This is a genomic window from Knoellia sp. AC549 (assembly GCF_979258975.1).
Window position 1 is genome coordinate 1,834,654 of record NZ_OZ409890.1, and the last position, 16,145, is coordinate 1,850,798.

Sequence of the window (16,145 nt, forward strand, 5' to 3'; positions counted from 1 at the left end):
TGACGCGACGGGCTACTCGCCCGAGGCAGCAGCCCCGCCGCTCGGAGGAGCCGAGGCGCCGGCCGTGACGACCGGGACCTCGATGGCGGCAGCGTGCTGCGTGCCCTCGAAGGTGAACGTGTCGTCCTTGCCCTCGCCGGTGGCGTCGACCGCGACGATCTCGCCGGACTTGAGCTCGCCGAAGAGGATCTTCTCGGACAGCACGTCCTCGATCTCGCGCTGGATGGTGCGACGCAGCGGTCGCGCACCGAGCACGGGGTCGTAGCCGCGCTTGGCGAGCAGGGACTTGGCCGCGGGCGTGAGCTCCATGCCCATGTCCTTGTCCTTGAGCCGCTTGTCGAGCTTGGCGATCTCGAGGTCGACGATCTGGATGATCTCCTCGCGGGTGAGCTGCGGGAAGACGATCGTGTCGTCGACGCGGTTGAGGAACTCGGGACGGAAGTGCTGCTTGAGCTCGTCCGTGACCTTGTTCTTCATCCGGTCGTAGCTGCTCGTCGTGTCCGGGCCGGCGGTGAAGCCGAGGGCGCCCTTGGTGATGTCGCGCGTGCCGAGGTTGGTCGTCATGATGATGACCGTGTTCTTGAAGTCGACGACCCGACCCTGGGAGTCGGTGAGGCGGCCGTCCTCGAGCACCTGCAACAGGGAGTTGAAGATCTCGGGGTGGGCCTTCTCGACCTCGTCGAAGAGGACGACCGAGAACGGCTTGCGCCGCACCTTCTCGGTGAGCTGGCCACCCTCTTCGTAGCCGACGTAGCCGGGAGGCGACCCGAAGAGCCGCGAGACGGTGTGCTTCTCGCTGTACTCGGACATGTCGAGCTGGATGAGGCTGTCCTCGTCACCGAAGAGGAACTCGGCGAGCGTCTTGGCGAGCTCGGTCTTGCCGACACCCGTGGGCCCGGCGAAGATGAACGAGCCACCGGGGCGACGCGGGTCCTTGAGGCCCGCGCGGGTGCGACGGATCGCCTGCGAGAGCGCCTTGATGGCGTCGTCCATGCCGACGACGCGCTTGTGCAGCTCGTCCTCCATGTGGAGCAGCCGGCTCGACTCCTCCTCGGTCAGCTTGAAGACCGGGATGCCGGTGCTTGCCGCGAGAACTTCGGCGATGAGCTCCTCGTCGACCTCGGCGACGACGTCGAGGTCACCGGACTTCCACTCGGTCTCACGCTGGGTCTTCTCGTTGCGCAGGTTCTTCTCGTCGTCGCGCAGACGCGCGGCCTTCTCGAAGTCCTGCCCGTCGATCGCCGACTCCTTCTCGCGCACGACGGCCTGGATCTTCTCGTCGAACTCGCGCAGGTCCGGCGGTGCGGTCATCCGGCGGATGCGCAACCGGGCGCCGGCCTCGTCGATGAGGTCGATGGCCTTGTCCGGGAGGAAGCGGTCGTTGATGTAGCGGTCGGCCATGTTGGCTGCCGCGACGAGCGCGCCGTCGGTGATCGAGACACGGTGGTGCGCCTCGTAGCGGTCGCGCAGCCCCTTGAGGATCTCGATGGCGTGGGCCAGCGTCGGCTCGGCCACCTGGATCGGCTGGAAGCGGCGCTCGAGGGCGGCGTCCTTCTCGATGTGCTTGCGGTACTCGTCCAGCGTCGTCGCACCGACGACCTGGAGCTCACCACGGGCCAGCATCGGCTTGAGGATGCTCGCGGCGTCGATCGCGCCCTCGGCCGCACCGGCACCGACGAGGGTGTGGATCTCGTCGATGAACAGCACGATGTCGCCGCGGGTGCGGATCTCCTTGAGGACCTTCTTGAGGCGCTCCTCGAAGTCACCGCGGTAGCGGCTGCCGGCGACGAGCGCGCCGAGGTCGAGCGTGTAGAGCTGCTTGTCCTTGAGCGTCTCGGGGACCTCGCCGCGCACGATGTCCTGGGCGAGGCCCTCGACGACGGCGGTCTTGCCGACGCCGGGCTCACCGATGAGGACCGGGTTGTTCTTGGTGCGGCGGGACAGCACCTGCATGACCCGCTCGATCTCCTTCTCACGCCCGATGACGGGGTCGAGCTTGCCCTCGCGGGCCGCCACGGTGAGGTTGCGACCGAACTGGTCGAGCACGAGCGAGCCGGCGGGGGTGCCCTCGGCGGGGCCACCCTGACCGACTCCGGTCGCAGCGCCCTCCTTGCCACCCTGGTAGCCCGAGATGAGCTGGATGACCTGCTGGCGGACCCGACCGAGGTCGGCGCCGAGCTTGACGAGGACCTGGGCGGCGACGCCCTCGCCCTCGCGGATGAGGCCGAGCAGGATGTGCTCGGTGCCGATGTAGTTGTGGCCGAGCTGCAGCGCCTCACGCAGCGAGAGCTCGAGGACCTTCTTGGCGCGCGGCGTGAACGGGATGTGACCGGTCGGGGCCTGCTGGCCCTGGCCGATGATCTCCTGCACCTGCTCGCGGACGGCGTCGAGCGAGATCCCCAGGCTCTCCAGAGCCTTGCTCGCGACACCCTCACCCTCGTGGATGAGGCCGAGCAGGATGTGCTCGGTGCCGATGTAGTTGTGGTTGAGCAGGCGCGCCTCTTCCTGCGCGAGGACGACCACCCGACGGGCCCGGTCTGTGAACCGTTCGAACATTGCTGGCTCCTGACTGATTTCTGAGTCACCTCGATGCTATCCCCGCTGCCTGTATGCCGCGGGGCCCGTTCACGCAGGTCCGGTCACGATTCGGCAGGGCAAGGTGTGTCAAGGCGTCCAACGCGGCATACCCGCACAGTGTTCCTTGGGGCTGAGCCGAGGGGACTCATGTTCGCTCTGGGCAGACGGCCGCCCCACCTTTCCCGCCGGAAGTGGGTCCCTCTCACTTCGCCTGACCGCGGCGGTCAAGCGAAGTGAGAGGAACCCGTGGGACGCGAGGCCGGCAGTCAGACGGGTCCGGACGGGGCCGGCTCGTCGTCGCCCACCCTGATGACGAGCTGCGTCCCGAAGGGCGCCGACTGGACCAGACGCATCCGGGCCAGCGCCGGGTGGTCGTCGAGCAGCTTGGCGCCGTTGGCGAGCGAGCGGAGCGCCGCGGTCTCGGCCCGGGCCATCTCGAGCTGGGCCGCCCCACGCTGGCGCGCCGTGGCGAGCTCGAGCGTCGCCGCCCGGACCTCCACCGGGACCATGACGTCCTTGACCACGACCTCGACCACCGAGATGCCCAGCGGACGCGCGGCAGCACCCACGGCGGCCGTGAGCGTCGCCGCGTCGAGACCGGACCCGCGCTGGCTCACCGAGTCGAGGGTCAGCGCCGCCACGCAGTCGCGCAGCGCCACCTGCGTCGCGAGGTAGACCAGACCGAGCGGGTCCGCAGCACGCGCGAGCCACGCGACCGGGTCCGCGACGGTCCACCGCACCGCCGCCGAGACGCGCACCTGCACGCCGTCGGCGGTGAGGATCTCCTGCGGCGAGACGGCGAGCAGCTGCTCGCGCAGGTCCACGTGGACGTAGGTCGCCCGGCGCGCCCGACGGTGGCGGCCCGGCTCGAGCACCCGAACAGGGGTGCCGTCGACGAGCTCGACCGCGGCGGTGTGGGCCGGGACGGTGACATGGATGAAGAGCATGGGCAGCCTCCTTCAGGGTGCGCCGGGACGGATGGTGCAGGGCAGACGAGATGGCTGACGATGGTGCCGGGCAGCGGAGCGTCGCGCGGGGCGTCGGATGTCGACCTGACCACCCGGGCCGCAGAGCGCGGCGATCCGTGAACCTGCCCGGCGCCACCTGTCTGTTGAGCGGGAGTTGAACCCGAAGCCATGACAGGGCATGCCAGTGGATCCATCGACGAGAGGCGATGCGCAGGACCGGTTGGCGGCACGCCGCTCCGACTGCTTCCTCTCGCTCGTCCGTGGTCCAGTGTGACGACGCAGGTATGCCGTCCGCCACCGAATTTTGTTGTCCTCACGCTCGATGCGTGGAGGGCTTGCGTGGGGGACTCAGCCGCGGCGTTGGCAGTTGCCGCACCAGAAGAGGTTGCGGCCTGCCACGAGCTGGGTGCGGATCCGCGAGCCGCACACGTGGCACGCCTCACCCTGACGCTTGTAGACGTAGGAGTCGCGCGTCGACAGGCGCACGTCCTCACCGGCCTCGAGCGCCTGCGCGACCGCGTCGACCTGGTCGTGGACCGTGACGATCCTCCCGGTCGCGACACCGAGGGGGAGCAGGGCGACGAGGTCCTCCCAGATGGCCCGCCAGGTCTTGCGCTGCAGCTTGTTGCCGGGGCGAAAAGGGTTGACCCGCAACCGGAACAGCACCTCGCACCGATAGACGTTGCCCACCCCTGCCAGCACCGACTGGTCCATGAGCAGCTCGGCGATCGACTTGCCCGACCGCTGGATCCGCCTCCACGCGAGGTCGGGGTCAGAGCGGATGTCACTGGCCCGCAACGGATCCGGGCCCAACCGGGCGAGGACCTCGTCGACCTTCTCCGGCGTCACGACGTCACACACCATGGGCCCACGCAGGTCGGCGACATGGTCGTCCGTCACGAAGCGGCACCGCACCTGACCGACGACCGGCAGCTCACCGGCATACGACGTCGTGTCGATCCTGAAGGAGCCGATCAGGCCCAGGTGCACCCACAGGATCCGGTCGCCGAGGAACTCTACGAAGAGGTGCTTGCCCCACGACGTCGCCTCGAGGACCTCGTGCCCGGTGACGAGCGCGGCGCCCTGCGCAAACCTGCCCTGCGGGCTCGTCACCGTCGGCGACGTCCCCCTGAAGGCGGTGTCGAGGTCGCGGGCGAGAGCGAAGAGGGTGTGGCCTTCGGGCATGAGCCCATCATCGGCCACCCCCGGACTGGCCGGCATACCGACCTGCGATGTGGGTCAGGAGGCCTTCTTGGCGGCCTTCTTCGTGGTCGACTTCTTGGCGGCAGCCTTCTTGGCCGGCTTGGACGCCGGCTTGGCCGCGGACTTCTTGGCGGCCGGCTTCGCGGGTGCCTCGCCGCGGGAGGCCTTGGCCTTCTCGACCGACTTCGCCAGGGCGGCCAGCAGGTCGACGACCTCGCCGGACTCCTCGGCCTTGGCAGCCGGTGCCTTGATCTCGCCGCCCTCGACCTTGGCCTTGACGAGCGACTGGAGGGCGATGGCGTAGTCGTCCTCGTAGTCGTCGGCCTCGAAGTCGCCGGCGAGCTGCTCGATGAGGAAGCTTGGCCATCGCCATCTCCTTGTCGGTCGCGTCCTCGGCCTGCTCGACGCTGGCGAAGTCGGGCTTGCGGATCTCGTCGGGCCACAGCATCGTCTGCATGACGATGACGCCCTCCCGCACCCGCAGCACGGCCATCGTCATCCGGGTGCGGATCGAGACCGTGACCACGGCCATCCGGCCCTCGGACTCGAGCGCCTCGCGCAGCAGGACATAGGGCTTGGTCGCCGTCTTGTCGGGCTCGAGGTAGTAGCTCTTGTCGAGCAGCATCGGGTCGATCTGCTCCGTCGGCACGAACTTCTCGACGTTGATCTCCTTGGAGGACTTGCTCGGCAGGTCCTTGAAGTCCTCGTCGGTGAGGACGACCATGTCGCCGTCCTCGGTCTCGTAGCCCTTGGCGATGTCGTCGAACGCGACCTCCTCGCCGTCGATGCTGCAGGTCCGCTTGTACTTGATCCGGCCGCCGTCCTCGCGGTGCACCTGCCGGAACTGCACGTCATGATTCTCGGTCGCCGAGTAGAGCCGCACGGGGACGTTGACCAGCCCGAACGACACCGCGCCCTTCCAGATCGCACGCATGAATGCATCGTATGCCGCTCGGGGCCCGCGCGGCCGTGGTCGGCTGACTGTCGTCTGGGCCAACGACGAGGGGGCCCGGCTCTCGCCGGACCCCCTCGTCGTGCTCAGATTGATGCCTACTTGGGCTTGCCGTTGACCACCGTCACCGACGTGGTGAAGGTGTCGGAGGCGACGCGAGCGTCACCGGAGTAGGTGAGCTGGATCGACTTGGTGCCGGCCGAGGTGAACGGTCCCAGGACGAGGGTGGCCGTCCCGTTGGCGCTCAGCGTGACGGTCCTCGTCACGCCGTCGACCAGGACGGTGACCGTGCCGGTGGGCGTCACGTTCGTGGCTTCCACCGTGATGGTGAGGGTCGTCGTGTCCTTGTTCTTCTGCAGGGTGGTGCGGCTGGCGGTTGCCGTGAGCGTCGAGACCGCCTTGACGACCGTGACACTGACCGTCGTGCTCGAGGGCAGGTACGAGCCGTCACCCGAGTAGGAGACGGTCAGCACGTGGGTGCCGGGCTCGAGGGACTTCGCCGCCAGGGGGACGGTGGCCGTCCCGTTGGAGAGCGCCGCCGAGCCGAGCTGGGTGGCGCCGTTCGAGACCGTCACCGTTCCGGTGGCATCCGAGGGAGCCACGGTGGCCACGACCGAACCAGCCGCACCGTAGGTGATCTGGTCGGCCGTCGCGCTCACGCCCGAGGCCGTCGGGCCCACGTTGATCCCGATGACCTCTGGGTTGTGGTCGGAGGACCGGTACGGGTTGGGGGCGTACAGGTCCGTGACGTTGGTGTTGAACCGGCTGTACTCGTAGTAGAGCGACTCGTAGGAGTTGATGTCCCAGATGTCCACCGCGTTGACATCCGCCTTCGCGGCCTCGTTGACGAGCACGTGGTCGAGCGAGCCGATCTGGCCGTCGAAGTTGTAGCTTCTCCTCCGCGGGGTTGCTCGTCGACTCCAGGTGGTCGTACCCGGCCGCCTTGAGGACCTGGATCGGGTCCTCCTCGGTGTAGGCGTTGAAGTCGCCGGCGAGGAACATCCGGCTGATGCCGCGTTGCTCCTGGAAGTCGTTGGCGAAGGTCACCAGCGCGTTGGCCTGGAGGACCCGCCGGTCGTTGGCGTTGCCCTGACCGTTGGGGTCCGGGGTGCCGGAGCCCTTGGACTTGAAGTGGTTGACGATCACGCCGAAGGCGGAGGCATCCGGTGAACCGACTTTCTTGAACGCCTGGGCGACGGGCTCGCGGGCGTCCGCGAACGCCTCGGTGCCCGAGGACTGGTCGGCCAGGACGACCGACTCACCGACGAGCGCGGCGTTGGCCGGCTTGTAGATGAAGCCGTTGCGGATGACGTCCTGCTCCGACAGTGGCGGCAGGTTGCTGGCCGACGGGACGAAGGCCCAGGTGCCGGCACCGGCGTCGGCGTTGAGCGCGTTGACCAGCTCACCGATGGCGAAGTCGCGGTTCTTACCGAACTGCACCGAGTTCTCGAGCTCCTCGAGGGAGACGATGTCGGCGCCGACGGTGTTGATGGCCGCGACGATCTTGGCCCGCTGGCGTTCGAGGTTGGCCTCGTTCGCCGCTCCTCGCGGACCGTTGGGGTTGCACTGGTTGTTGGTGGTCCTGTTGCCGTCACGGTCGGTGAAGTACGAGCACGTGCCCAGCCCTGAGGAGACGAACTCCTCGCCGGTGGTGGGGAAGAAGTTAAGCACGTTGAACGTGGCCAGCTTGAGGTCTCCGCCCACGTTCTGGGGTGCCGCCGGACGGGTCTGCTCGATCTCCAGTGCGCCGGTGGGTGCGCCGACGACCTGGGCCTGGGGCTGGATCCGCCACGCATTGAAGCCGTACGTGAACACCACGGGCTTGGTGAACGTGATGCCCGCGCCCACCCGCATCGTGTGGGTCGGGGTGAGCCACGGGAACGGCTGCTCGTCGTTCTGGGTGGTCGAGAACGTCAGGCTGGCGGCGTCGTCGAGGATGATCCGGTGCGCGTCGTTGTAGTTCTTGCGCGCGGTGACGGCCGCGGTCGCCTGGGCGTCGATGACCTCGGTCGGGGACACCAGCGGCACGGCACTGTTGGCTGCCACGCCCATCTCTCCGCGGTTCGCGGAGGAGTTGGTGCCGTTGCTGTAGTACGGGCCGCCGTCGTAGACGTCGGTCAGGGTCCACGGCGCGGTCGGCTGGAAGAGCTCGCTCTCCACGACCTCACGGGCCGTGTCGAGCGCTGCCCCGGTGAGGCAGGTGTCGCCGGGGAGCGCGCAGTCGGTGCCGGGGACGACCGTCTTGGGGATCGCCGTGCCGAGCGAGGCCACAGGCTTCACCGAGGAGGCGAGGAGCTGGGTGGTGGTGAAGAACTCGTCGACCTCGCCGGAGACCTCGACGGAGTCACCGACCGCCGGGTAGGTGGCGAAGCCGCTGGTCCCGCCATAGACGAAGATGCCGTCCGACGCGTCCGGGGTGTCTGCGCCGGCCGTCTGGAGGTAGAAGCCGTTGAGGCCACCGGTGGGGTAGCTCGCAGTGACGACGCCCGAGGTGACGACGTTCTGGCCGTCGAGCGGGCTGGCGCTGCCGGTGCCCTGGATCTCGGCGATCGGGCGGAAGACCGCGGCGTCGGCGATGGTGAAGGTGAAGGTGACGTCGTCGGTGGCCGGGGTCGGCGTCGCCGAGTCGGTCACGGTCGCGGTGACGGTGTAGGTGCCGGCGGTGGTCGGCGTGCCGGACACGGCGCCGTTGGCGGCGACAGTGACACCCGAGGGGAGCCCGGTGGCCGACCAGGAGTACGGCGAGGTGCCGCCCTTTGCCGCCAGCGTGAAGCCGGAGACGGGGGAACCCACCTGGCCGGACTTGTCGCCCGGTGCGGTGGCCTCGAGCGCCACGGGGGCGACGGGGCCGGCGTTCTGCGGCGTCGGGGCCGCGGTGGCGAACTCGTTCGAGTTGTTGTCGGCGTCGGCCGCGGTGCGGTTGACCGACAGGGTGGCGGTGGCCGAGACGGTCGCAGCCGCCGTCTCGAAGCTGGTGGCGCCGCTCACGCCGACCATGTCGACGATCCCGGCGGCGCCGGCCATGTTGCCGGTGCTAATGACTGGCGTCGAGCTGCTCAGGAGGAAGACCTGTCCACCAGCCGCGGCCATGGTGAAGCCGGCCGGGCCGGCATCGGGTGTCGGGAGGGGGGTGCCGCTGGTGCCGGCCACGCTCATCTGGATGAGGTACTTGCCGTTAGCCGGGACTGAGCCGGTGAGCGCGAACGGCGTCCCACCCGAGCCGCCGCTGGCCGAGCGGTAGTGGATGTACTTCCCACTGAGGCTGACGGGGCTGCCCGTGGGGTTGGAGAGCTCGACGAAGTCGGCGTTGCGCACGGCCCCGGAGTTCCCACCGGCGCCGTAGACCTCGGAGATGACGATGTCGGGGCTGACGGCGTTCGCCGCCGTCATGGGGGCGAGCGGTGCGAGGAAGAGGCCGAGCAGAGCCGCGGCGATGCCTGTGCGACGACCACGACCCCCTCTCGAAACCACAGCGGAGGGACGAAGCACGGGGATGACCTTTCGGCAGGGACGCGGGGAACACGGGGGTCACTGTGTTCCACAGCGATTCAGGAGGTCCCACCCTTGCGGTGTTTTCCCACAAGCGGATGAGCCGAGATCAAACTAAGGGCAACATCAACGAAACGTAATGGCGAGACTTGCCAAGAGCGGCGGCCGGGCGCCCGGTCGAAGGGTCGGCATACCTGCAGGTCAGGCGGTGGCGCGTTCCTCGCGGATGCGGTCGAGGACGCGCTGCAGATGACCATGGCCGCGCGTCTCGTAGCCGACGACGGAGATCCATGGCACGACCATGAGCACGATGACGCACACCCCGAGCGGCGCACCGACCAGGGCGAGCCCGACGCCGACCGCGATGACGACTCCGCTCACCACGAGCAGCAGGGTGTGCAAGCCGTCGCGTCCGGGGAGCAGCAGGTGGGTGACCCAGTACGCCAGGCCCATGCACAGCGCGAGAGGGATCGCTATGGACAGGACGGTGCCCAGCAGCCCGATCGTCGTGCCGTTCGCGCGCTCGACGAAGTAGGCCGCCACGTGCAGTCCGGCCCCACCGCCGCGATGGAGCCATAGAGCGCCAGATGGCAGAGCCCGAAGCGCATGCCGCGCTCCGGCTGCAGTGCGAGTGCCTCGCCCAGGGGCAGCCCGAAGTAGACCCACCAGAGCCCGAAGGCGATCGAGATGCCGGCGGCGATGACGAGCACCGCGTCCCAGGACCAGCCCTGGTGGTCGACGAGCGCCTGCACGGCGACCGTGGTCCCGAGCACGATCTCGCCCAGGCTGATGATCGCGAGGAGCCCGAAGCGCTCAGCGATGTGATGTGGGTGCCAGGGCAGGGGCCGGCCCCGCTCCGAGGACCAGGCCGCACCCAGCTCCAGGGCGTAGAGGGCGACCAGCACGGGCAGCAGCACCACCCACGGCAGGTGGGTGAGAGCTACGACGACCCATCCGACCTGGGCCAGGAGGGTGATCCAGACGTAGCGGCGCAGGGTGACGCGGTGCGTCGGGTCGTCCTTCGACGCGCGCCACCACAGGGTGGCCATCGAGACGCGCATCGTGACGTAGCCCCCCACCATGATCTGGTTGTGCAGCTCCCACTCCTCGAAGCCGTGGAAGAGCTGGGGCAGTCCCAGCGCGATGACGACGATGCCGACCATCTGCACGAGCGTCCCGAGCCGCATGAGCCAGTCGTCGGTGTCGTAGGCGGACGCGAACCAGGTGTAGCTGATCCAGGCCCACACGATGGCGAAGCAGGAGAAGGCGAACGCCACGACCCCCTGCACCGGGTGGCCGAACGCGATGGCGTGCGCGAAGAGCCCACCGGACACTGAGAAGGCCACGACTACGGTGAGGTCGTAGAGCAGCTCGAGCGGCGTGGCGGCTCGCTCGGGCTCGTGGACATCGCGACCGGTCATCCGACGCAGACCGTGGAGCAGGTGGGGGTGAGGAGTGGTGGACGGCACGGCACTCAGGCTAGTCAGGTGCTACGGGTGGAAGGCGTAGCCGAGGCTCATGATGAACACGTAGAAGCCGGAGGGGCGCAGTAGACCAGGAGTCCGAGGCAGGCGGCCGCGAGGGCCCATCCGACCAGCCCCCGAGCGACCCGCCCACGTGGCGACCAGCGCAGGTGCATCTCGCCCACCAACCAGATCAGGGTGATGGGAGCCAGCGCGAACGCGAGGGCGATGACGCCCCAGGCGACGCGCGCGCCCGAGCCGCCCACCCGGTCGGCCAACCACCCGGCGGCATAGGCCAGGGCGACATCGAGGACGGCGAAGAGCATGGCCCACCGCAGGTTGCCCCGCTGTCGCGTTCCCGCCGCCTCTCCCACGGGACCAGTGTGCGTCAGGATGGGTTCATGAAGCCGATGCTCGCCGCCGTCGCCGACGGCATCCCGCGCGGCCCGGAGTGGGTGCACGAGGTCAAGTGGGACGGGATGCGGGTCCTCGCCGACGTCCGCGACGGGCGTCTTGTCCTGTCGAGCCGGACCGGCCGTGACGTGTCGGTGAGCTTCCCCGAGCTGGCCGGGCTTACCGACACCTATGACGACCTCCTCCTCGACGGTGAGGTGGTTGCCCTCGACGGTGGGTTGCCGTCCTTCGCAGCGCTGGCCGAACGGATGCACGTCTCGTCCCCGCGCAAGGCCGCCCAGCTCGCGACGACGCGACCGGTGACCTTCATGGCCTTCGACCTGCTGCGGCTCTTCGGCTCCGACCTCACGACCCAGCCCTGGTCGGCCCGCCGCGAGCTGCTCGAGCGCCTCGAGCTGCACAGCTCGGCCTGGCAGGTGCCGCCCACCTATGACGACGGCGAGGAGCTCTTCGAGGCCACCCGTGACCAGGGGCTCGAAGGAGTCGTGAGCAAACGACGAACATCCCTGTATGCCGCCGGCCGCCGTTCCGCGGACTGGCGCAAGTCCCCGCACCGGGCCACCCTGTCGGTCGTCATCGGCGGGTGGCGCCCCGAGGTGGGGACGACGAACCGGTTGGGCGCCGTCCTCGTCGGCACGCCCGACGGCGCCGGTGGTTGGGAGTATGCCGGCCGCGTCGGTGCCGGACTGGTCGGCACCGCGGGTGCCAGGATCAGCAGCCTGCTGGAACCGTTGTCCCGCAGTGCTTCTCCGTTCTCCAACCCCGTTCCGCGCGAGGACGCGTCCGGAGCGACCTGGGTGGAGCCCTCCGTCGTCGTGGAGGTGCAGTCGCTGGGACGAGGGTCGACCGGCAAGCTGCGGCAGCCGGCCTACCTCGGGATTCGCACCGATCTCACGCCCTCCGACCTGCACGAGGTGAGCGATGCCTGACAAGTACGTCCCCGAGATCACCCGCGTCGAGGTGGAGGGGCGCACCCTCAAGCTGTCGAGCCTGGGCAAGGTCATGTTCCCGTCCACGGAGACGACCAAGGGTGAGGTGCTCAACTACTTCGCCACCGTGGGGCCGATCCTGTTGCAGCACATCGCTGCTCGCCCGGTGACACGGGTGCGCTGGCCGCACGGGGTCTCGGACCAGAGCTTCTTCGAGAAGAACGTGCCGAGTGGTGCGCCCTCCTGGTTGCCGCGGGTGCAGATCGACGACGTGACCTACCCGCTCGTCGACGACCTCGCCCAGCTGACCTATCTGGTGAACCTCAACTCGCTCGAGGTGCACGTGCCGCAGTGGACGGTCTCCGAGGACGGGGAGCGCGAGAACCCCAACCGGCTCGTCATCGACCTCGACCCGGGCAACCCGGCGGGGCTCAAGGAGTGCGCGCAGGTCGCTTTGGTGCTGCGGGAGCGGCTCGAGGCGCTCGGGCTCGTGCTCTATCCGGTGACGTCGGGCAGCAAGGGGATGCAGCTCTACGCCCCGCTCGGCGGCGATCTCACGAGCGACCAGGTGCGTGACCTCGCCCAGCAGCTCGCGCAGGAGATGACCAAGAAGCACCCCGACCTCGTCCTGTGGAAGATGACGAAGTCCCTGCGCCCGGGCAAGATCTTCCTCGACTGGAGCCAGAACGTCGCGGCCAAGACGACGATCAGCCCCTACTCGCTGCGAGGTCGCGAGCTGCCCTGCGTCGCCGCCCCCCGGACGTGGGACGAGGTCGAGGCCGGGGCGGCCGGCAAGCGCTTCGAGCAGGTCATGTTCGACGACATGCTCGAGCGGCTCGAGACCCACGGGGACCTGCTCGAAGACCTGCTCTGACCCGTCCCCGGTCAGCTCGAACGCGTCTGGTTCGGCGCTGGATCCGGCGGGACGCGAGTGGTGCTGCCAGCGGTGCCCCGAGCGGCATACCCGATCAGGGCGCCCACCATGGAGGGCACCAGCACGAGCAGGACGAGGAAGACCATCGACGAGGCGTCGAGGTCGGCGAGGTAGTCACGTTCGTCCCGCAGCTCCATGGCTGCCACGACGACGGCGACTGCGAGGACCGACACGAGGACCCACCGCAGCAGCAGGACCCCGAGTCCGATAGGGCGACGCTGTCCGATCCCGTCGAGCAGCGACCAGGTGAATCCTGCGCCCGCGAGCACGGCGAAGACCGCGAGGCCGGCGCCGATGTTGGCCCCGCCCTCCCCGTCGTCGAACGCGGTCATGAGGAGGAAGGCAGCCGCAGCCGCCAGGCCGATCCCGAGTGCTCTCACGATGACTGCCATGACTCCACGATGCCGCTGCGGGTGCTGCTCGACCATGGGGCGGCCTACTCAGATCTGGTGGACAGTCGAGGGCAGCCGGCGCACTCGCGGCAGCCGGGGAGGGCGAAGATGAAGCAGCACGACTGGCGCTCGACTGCCGGGCCGAGTCCGTGCCCCGCGGCCCCCCGTGCCTCCCGCAGGGCCATCTCCCACAGGTCGTCGACCATGCCGAACCGCTGAAGGCTCGACATCTTGACGCCACCGTCGTAGGCGTCGGCGATCTCCCGACCCAGAACCCGGTATGCCGTCCGCGCACCGCGCAGGCGGTCCTCCAGATCCGGGGCTGCCGGGCTGACCGACAGGAAGCCGAGCCGTTCGGGATAGAGGCCGGGGGCGAGGTCGCAGGAGATGCGCGAGTCCTCGAGCGTGCCCAGGTCCACGACCCACGGGCCGGTGACCGCTGCAAATGCGGACAGCTGCGCAGGAATGCTCAGGAGGTGTTGCAGGACAAATGCCGAGGCGACCTGCGGAGGGGAGGCGACGGCATACAGGTGGTTGTTGATCCGCGTGAGAATGGCACGCCACTCGTCGGAATAGGCAAATGCGCTGGTCAGTGGCCTGTCGAGATGGCGTCCACCGACAAAGGTGAGATATCCGTGAAGTCGCGACATGAGGAAGGCGACGGCACCCGCATCGGGTGCCGTCGCCTCACGGGGATCTGTCGAGATCAGCGGTTGGCCTTGTCATAGGCCTCTTGCACCGTTGCCGGAATGCGGCCGCGCTCACTGACGTCATGACCGTTCTCGCGGGCCCATTCGCGCACCGCGGAGACATCCTTGCGACGTGCTCCCGTGCTTCGGGCCGTGGCCTTGCGACCACCCGAACGACGGGCGTGACCGACCCACGGCGCCAACGCGTCGCGGAGCTTGCCCGCATTGGCGGCGTTGAGGTCGATCTCGTAGCTGACACCGTCCAGTGCAAAGGTCACGGTCTCGTCGGCGTCGCTGTTGTCGAGGTCGTCGACGAGCAACACCTGCACACGCTGTGCCATCTGGAATTCCCTTCACAAGCCGAATATGACGTGCAAAGGCTAACAGTCAGGAATTGTCCTCGGTGCCGTTGTGCTCTTCCTTTTCCCACTGGCTCTGCGCGAGGCGCTCGCGGCGGTCGCCTTCCAGGATGCTCTTCATGAGGAAATAGAAGAGGGCAGCCACGATGATCGTGGGCAGGATGGCAGCGAGGTAGGGCCAGACGGCGTCCCACATGGTCAGGCCTCCGGCTTGAGGTGGGGGAAAAGAATGGTCTCGCGAATGTTGGCCCCGGTGAAGAGCATGACGAGCCGGTCGACGCCCAGCCCCAGTCCACCCATGGGCGGAGCGCCGTACTCGAGCGCTCGAAGGAAGTCCTCGTCGAGCTGCATGGCTTCGGGGTCGCCACCGGCCGCCCTCAGCGACTGGTCCTCGAGGACCTTGCGCTGGATGACCGGGTCGACGAGCTCCGAGAAGCCGGTGCCGCGCTCGACGCCGCCGATGATGACGTCCCACGCCTCGATGAGCCCGGGCTTGCTGCGGTGCGGACGGGCCAGGGGCTGGGCGATGGCGGGGTAGTCGCAGAGGAAGGTCGGCTGGAGCAGGCGGGGCTCGACGAGCTCGCCGAGGAGCTCGAGGAAGACCTTGTCCTTGTCCCAGGCCGGGTCGATCGCGACGTCGTGCTTCGCAGCATGCCCCCGCAGGGTCTCGAGGTCGGTGTCGATGGTGACGCACTCGCCCACCGCTTCGCTCACGCCGTCGTAGACCGGCAGCCAGCGCCAGTCGCCGTCGAGGTCGATCGTCCCCTTGTCGGTCTCGATCTGGCGCGAGCCCACGGCGTCGGCAGCGGCGAGGTAGACGTCCTTGAGCAGCTGCGCGATGGTCGTCTGGTCGCCCCATGCCTGGTAGGCCTCGAGCATCGTGAACTCGGGGGAGTGCGTGGCATCGACGCCTTCGTTGCGGAAGATGCGGCCCATCTCGTAGACCCGGTCGACGCCACCGACGACGGCCTTCTTGAGGTTGAGCTCGAGCGCGATGCGGAGCGTCATCTCCTGGTCGAACGCGTTGAGGTGGGTCCTGAAGGGTCGCGCCGCGGCTCCGCCGTGGATGAGCTGGAGGATCGGGGTCTCGACCTCGAGGTAGCCCTGGCGCTCGAGCTCGTGACGCATGGCGGTGTAGATCCGAGCCTTGGTCCGCACCATGTCGCGCGCCTCCTGGCGCACGACGAGGTCGGCGTAGCGCTGGCGCACCCGACTCTCCTCGGAGAGCTCCTTGTGCAGGACGGGCAGGGGGCGCAGCGCCTTGGACGCCATGGTCCAGCCGGTGGCCATGACGGAGAAGCTCGCCGCGGCGGCTGCTGATGACGCGGCCGGTGACGGACACGTGGTCGCCGAGGTCGACGTCGGACTTCCAGGCGGCGAGCGCGTCCTCGCCCACCTCGGCCAGGCTAAGCATGACCTGGAGCCGGATGCCCTCGCCCTCCTGGAGGGTGGCGAACGCGAGCTTGCCGGTGTTGCGGACGAAGACGACGCGGCCGGCGACCGAGACCACGTCGTCGGTCTCCTGCCCGGTCTCGAGGTGTCCCCACTCCGAGCGCACCTCGGCGAGGCTGTGGGTCCGGTCGACCACGACGGGGTATGCCGGTGTGCCGGCTTCCAGCAGACGCTCGCGCTTCTCGCGGCGGATGCGCTGCTGCTCGGACAGGTCGGTCTCGGGGGCGCTGGTGCTGGCGGTGCTGCTGGCCAAGGTGTCGGCGGGGGTCTCGCTCACGCGCTCAAGGGTACGAGGGTTCGCTGAGTGCTCGGACGTGACGTCCG

At 68.8% G+C, this 16,145-nt stretch carries 14 protein-coding genes and 2 pseudogenes; 2 read left to right on the forward strand and 14 right to left on the reverse strand.

The annotated features are described in order from the left end of the window. Nucleotides 1-12: 12 nt before the first annotated feature. The 9 genes and pseudogenes from ACZZ98_RS08770 to ACZZ98_RS08810 form a co-directional block, all read right to left on the reverse strand. On the reverse strand, nt 13-2,556 hold the full coding sequence (locus ACZZ98_RS08770; protein WP_463515872.1) for an ATP-dependent Clp protease ATP-binding subunit: 2,544 nt from the start codon (nt 2,554-2,556) through the stop codon (nt 13-15). A gap of 287 nt (nt 2,557-2,843) precedes the next feature. Next, nucleotides 2,844-3,524: a slipin family protein gene (locus ACZZ98_RS08775; protein WP_463515874.1), complete on the reverse strand. Its 681-nt coding sequence runs from the start codon at nt 3,522-3,524 to the stop codon at nt 2,844-2,846. 369 nt (nt 3,525-3,893) lie between these two features. Continuing rightward, entirely contained in the window at nt 3,894-4,730 is an 837-nt protein-coding gene (locus ACZZ98_RS08780) for an Fpg/Nei family DNA glycosylase (protein ID WP_463515875.1), read from the reverse strand. Between the two features lie 7 nt (nt 4,731-4,737). Beyond that, on the reverse strand, nt 4,738-5,682 hold the full coding sequence (gene ku / locus ACZZ98_RS08785) for a non-homologous end joining protein Ku (protein ID WP_463515876.1): 945 nt from the start codon (nt 5,680-5,682) through the stop codon (nt 4,738-4,740). Nucleotides 5,683-5,798: 116 nt separating this feature from the next. After that, nucleotides 5,799-6,554, reverse strand: coding sequence for an Ig-like domain-containing protein (locus ACZZ98_RS08790; protein WP_463515877.1), 756 nt, complete (start codon nt 6,552-6,554; stop codon nt 5,799-5,801). Between the two features lie 61 nt (nt 6,555-6,615). Beyond that, nucleotides 6,616-9,090 (reverse strand): annotated as a pseudogene (locus tag ACZZ98_RS08795) (ExeM/NucH family extracellular endonuclease); the annotation flags it as partial. Nucleotides 9,091-9,390: 300 nt separating this feature from the next. Further along, entirely contained in the window at nt 9,391-9,732 is a 342-nt protein-coding gene (locus ACZZ98_RS08800) for a hypothetical protein (protein WP_463515878.1), read from the reverse strand. After that, nucleotides 9,663-10,658, reverse strand: coding sequence for a low temperature requirement protein A (locus ACZZ98_RS08805; protein ID WP_463515879.1), 996 nt, complete (start codon nt 10,656-10,658; stop codon nt 9,663-9,665). Before ACZZ98_RS08805 ends, ACZZ98_RS08800 begins: the two co-directional genes overlap by 70 nt. Nucleotides 10,659-10,705: 47 nt before the next feature. After that, nucleotides 10,706-11,026 carry a hypothetical protein gene (locus ACZZ98_RS08810; protein ID WP_463515880.1) on the reverse strand — a complete coding sequence of 107 codons (321 nt, stop codon included), beginning with the start codon at nt 11,024-11,026 and terminating at the stop codon, nt 10,706-10,708. Between the two features lie 27 nt (nt 11,027-11,053). On the opposite strand from ACZZ98_RS08810, the gene ligD (ACZZ98_RS08815) reads away from it, so the two are divergent. Further along, on the forward strand, nt 11,054-11,995 hold the full coding sequence (ligD, locus tag ACZZ98_RS08815; RefSeq protein WP_463515881.1) for a non-homologous end-joining DNA ligase: 942 nt from the start codon (nt 11,054-11,056) through the stop codon (nt 11,993-11,995). After that, nucleotides 11,988-12,869 (forward strand): non-homologous end-joining DNA ligase, encoded by an 882-nt coding sequence (gene ligD, locus ACZZ98_RS08820; protein ID WP_463515882.1) that lies wholly within the window; start codon nt 11,988-11,990, stop codon nt 12,867-12,869. The genes ligD (ACZZ98_RS08815) and ligD (ACZZ98_RS08820) overlap by 8 nt, the downstream gene beginning before the upstream one ends. Nucleotides 12,870-12,880: 11 nt before the next feature. On the opposite strand, the gene ACZZ98_RS08825 is transcribed toward ligD (ACZZ98_RS08820), so the two are convergent. From ACZZ98_RS08825 to lysS, 5 genes and pseudogenes are all read right to left on the reverse strand, one after another. Continuing rightward, a complete protein-coding gene (locus ACZZ98_RS08825) occupies nt 12,881-13,321 on the reverse strand; it encodes a hypothetical protein (RefSeq protein ID WP_463515883.1) in 441 nt (146 codons plus the stop codon). Between the two features lie 44 nt (nt 13,322-13,365). Beyond that, nucleotides 13,366-13,971, reverse strand: a complete 606-nt coding sequence (locus ACZZ98_RS08830; protein WP_463515884.1) for a (2Fe-2S)-binding protein — start codon at nt 13,969-13,971, stop codon at nt 13,366-13,368. 56 nt (nt 13,972-14,027) lie between these two features. After that, nucleotides 14,028-14,351, reverse strand: a complete 324-nt coding sequence (locus tag ACZZ98_RS08835) for a histone-like nucleoid-structuring protein Lsr2 (protein WP_463515885.1) — start codon at nt 14,349-14,351, stop codon at nt 14,028-14,030. 46 nt (nt 14,352-14,397) lie between these two features. Beyond that, nucleotides 14,398-14,565 carry a lysyl-tRNA synthetase gene (locus ACZZ98_RS08840; RefSeq protein ID WP_463515886.1) on the reverse strand — a complete coding sequence of 56 codons (168 nt, stop codon included), beginning with the start codon at nt 14,563-14,565 and terminating at the stop codon, nt 14,398-14,400. Nucleotides 14,566-14,567: 2 nt separating this feature from the next. Continuing rightward, a pseudogene (gene lysS, locus ACZZ98_RS08845) lies at nt 14,568-16,074 on the reverse strand (lysine--tRNA ligase). Nucleotides 16,075-16,145: the final 71 nt, after the last annotated feature.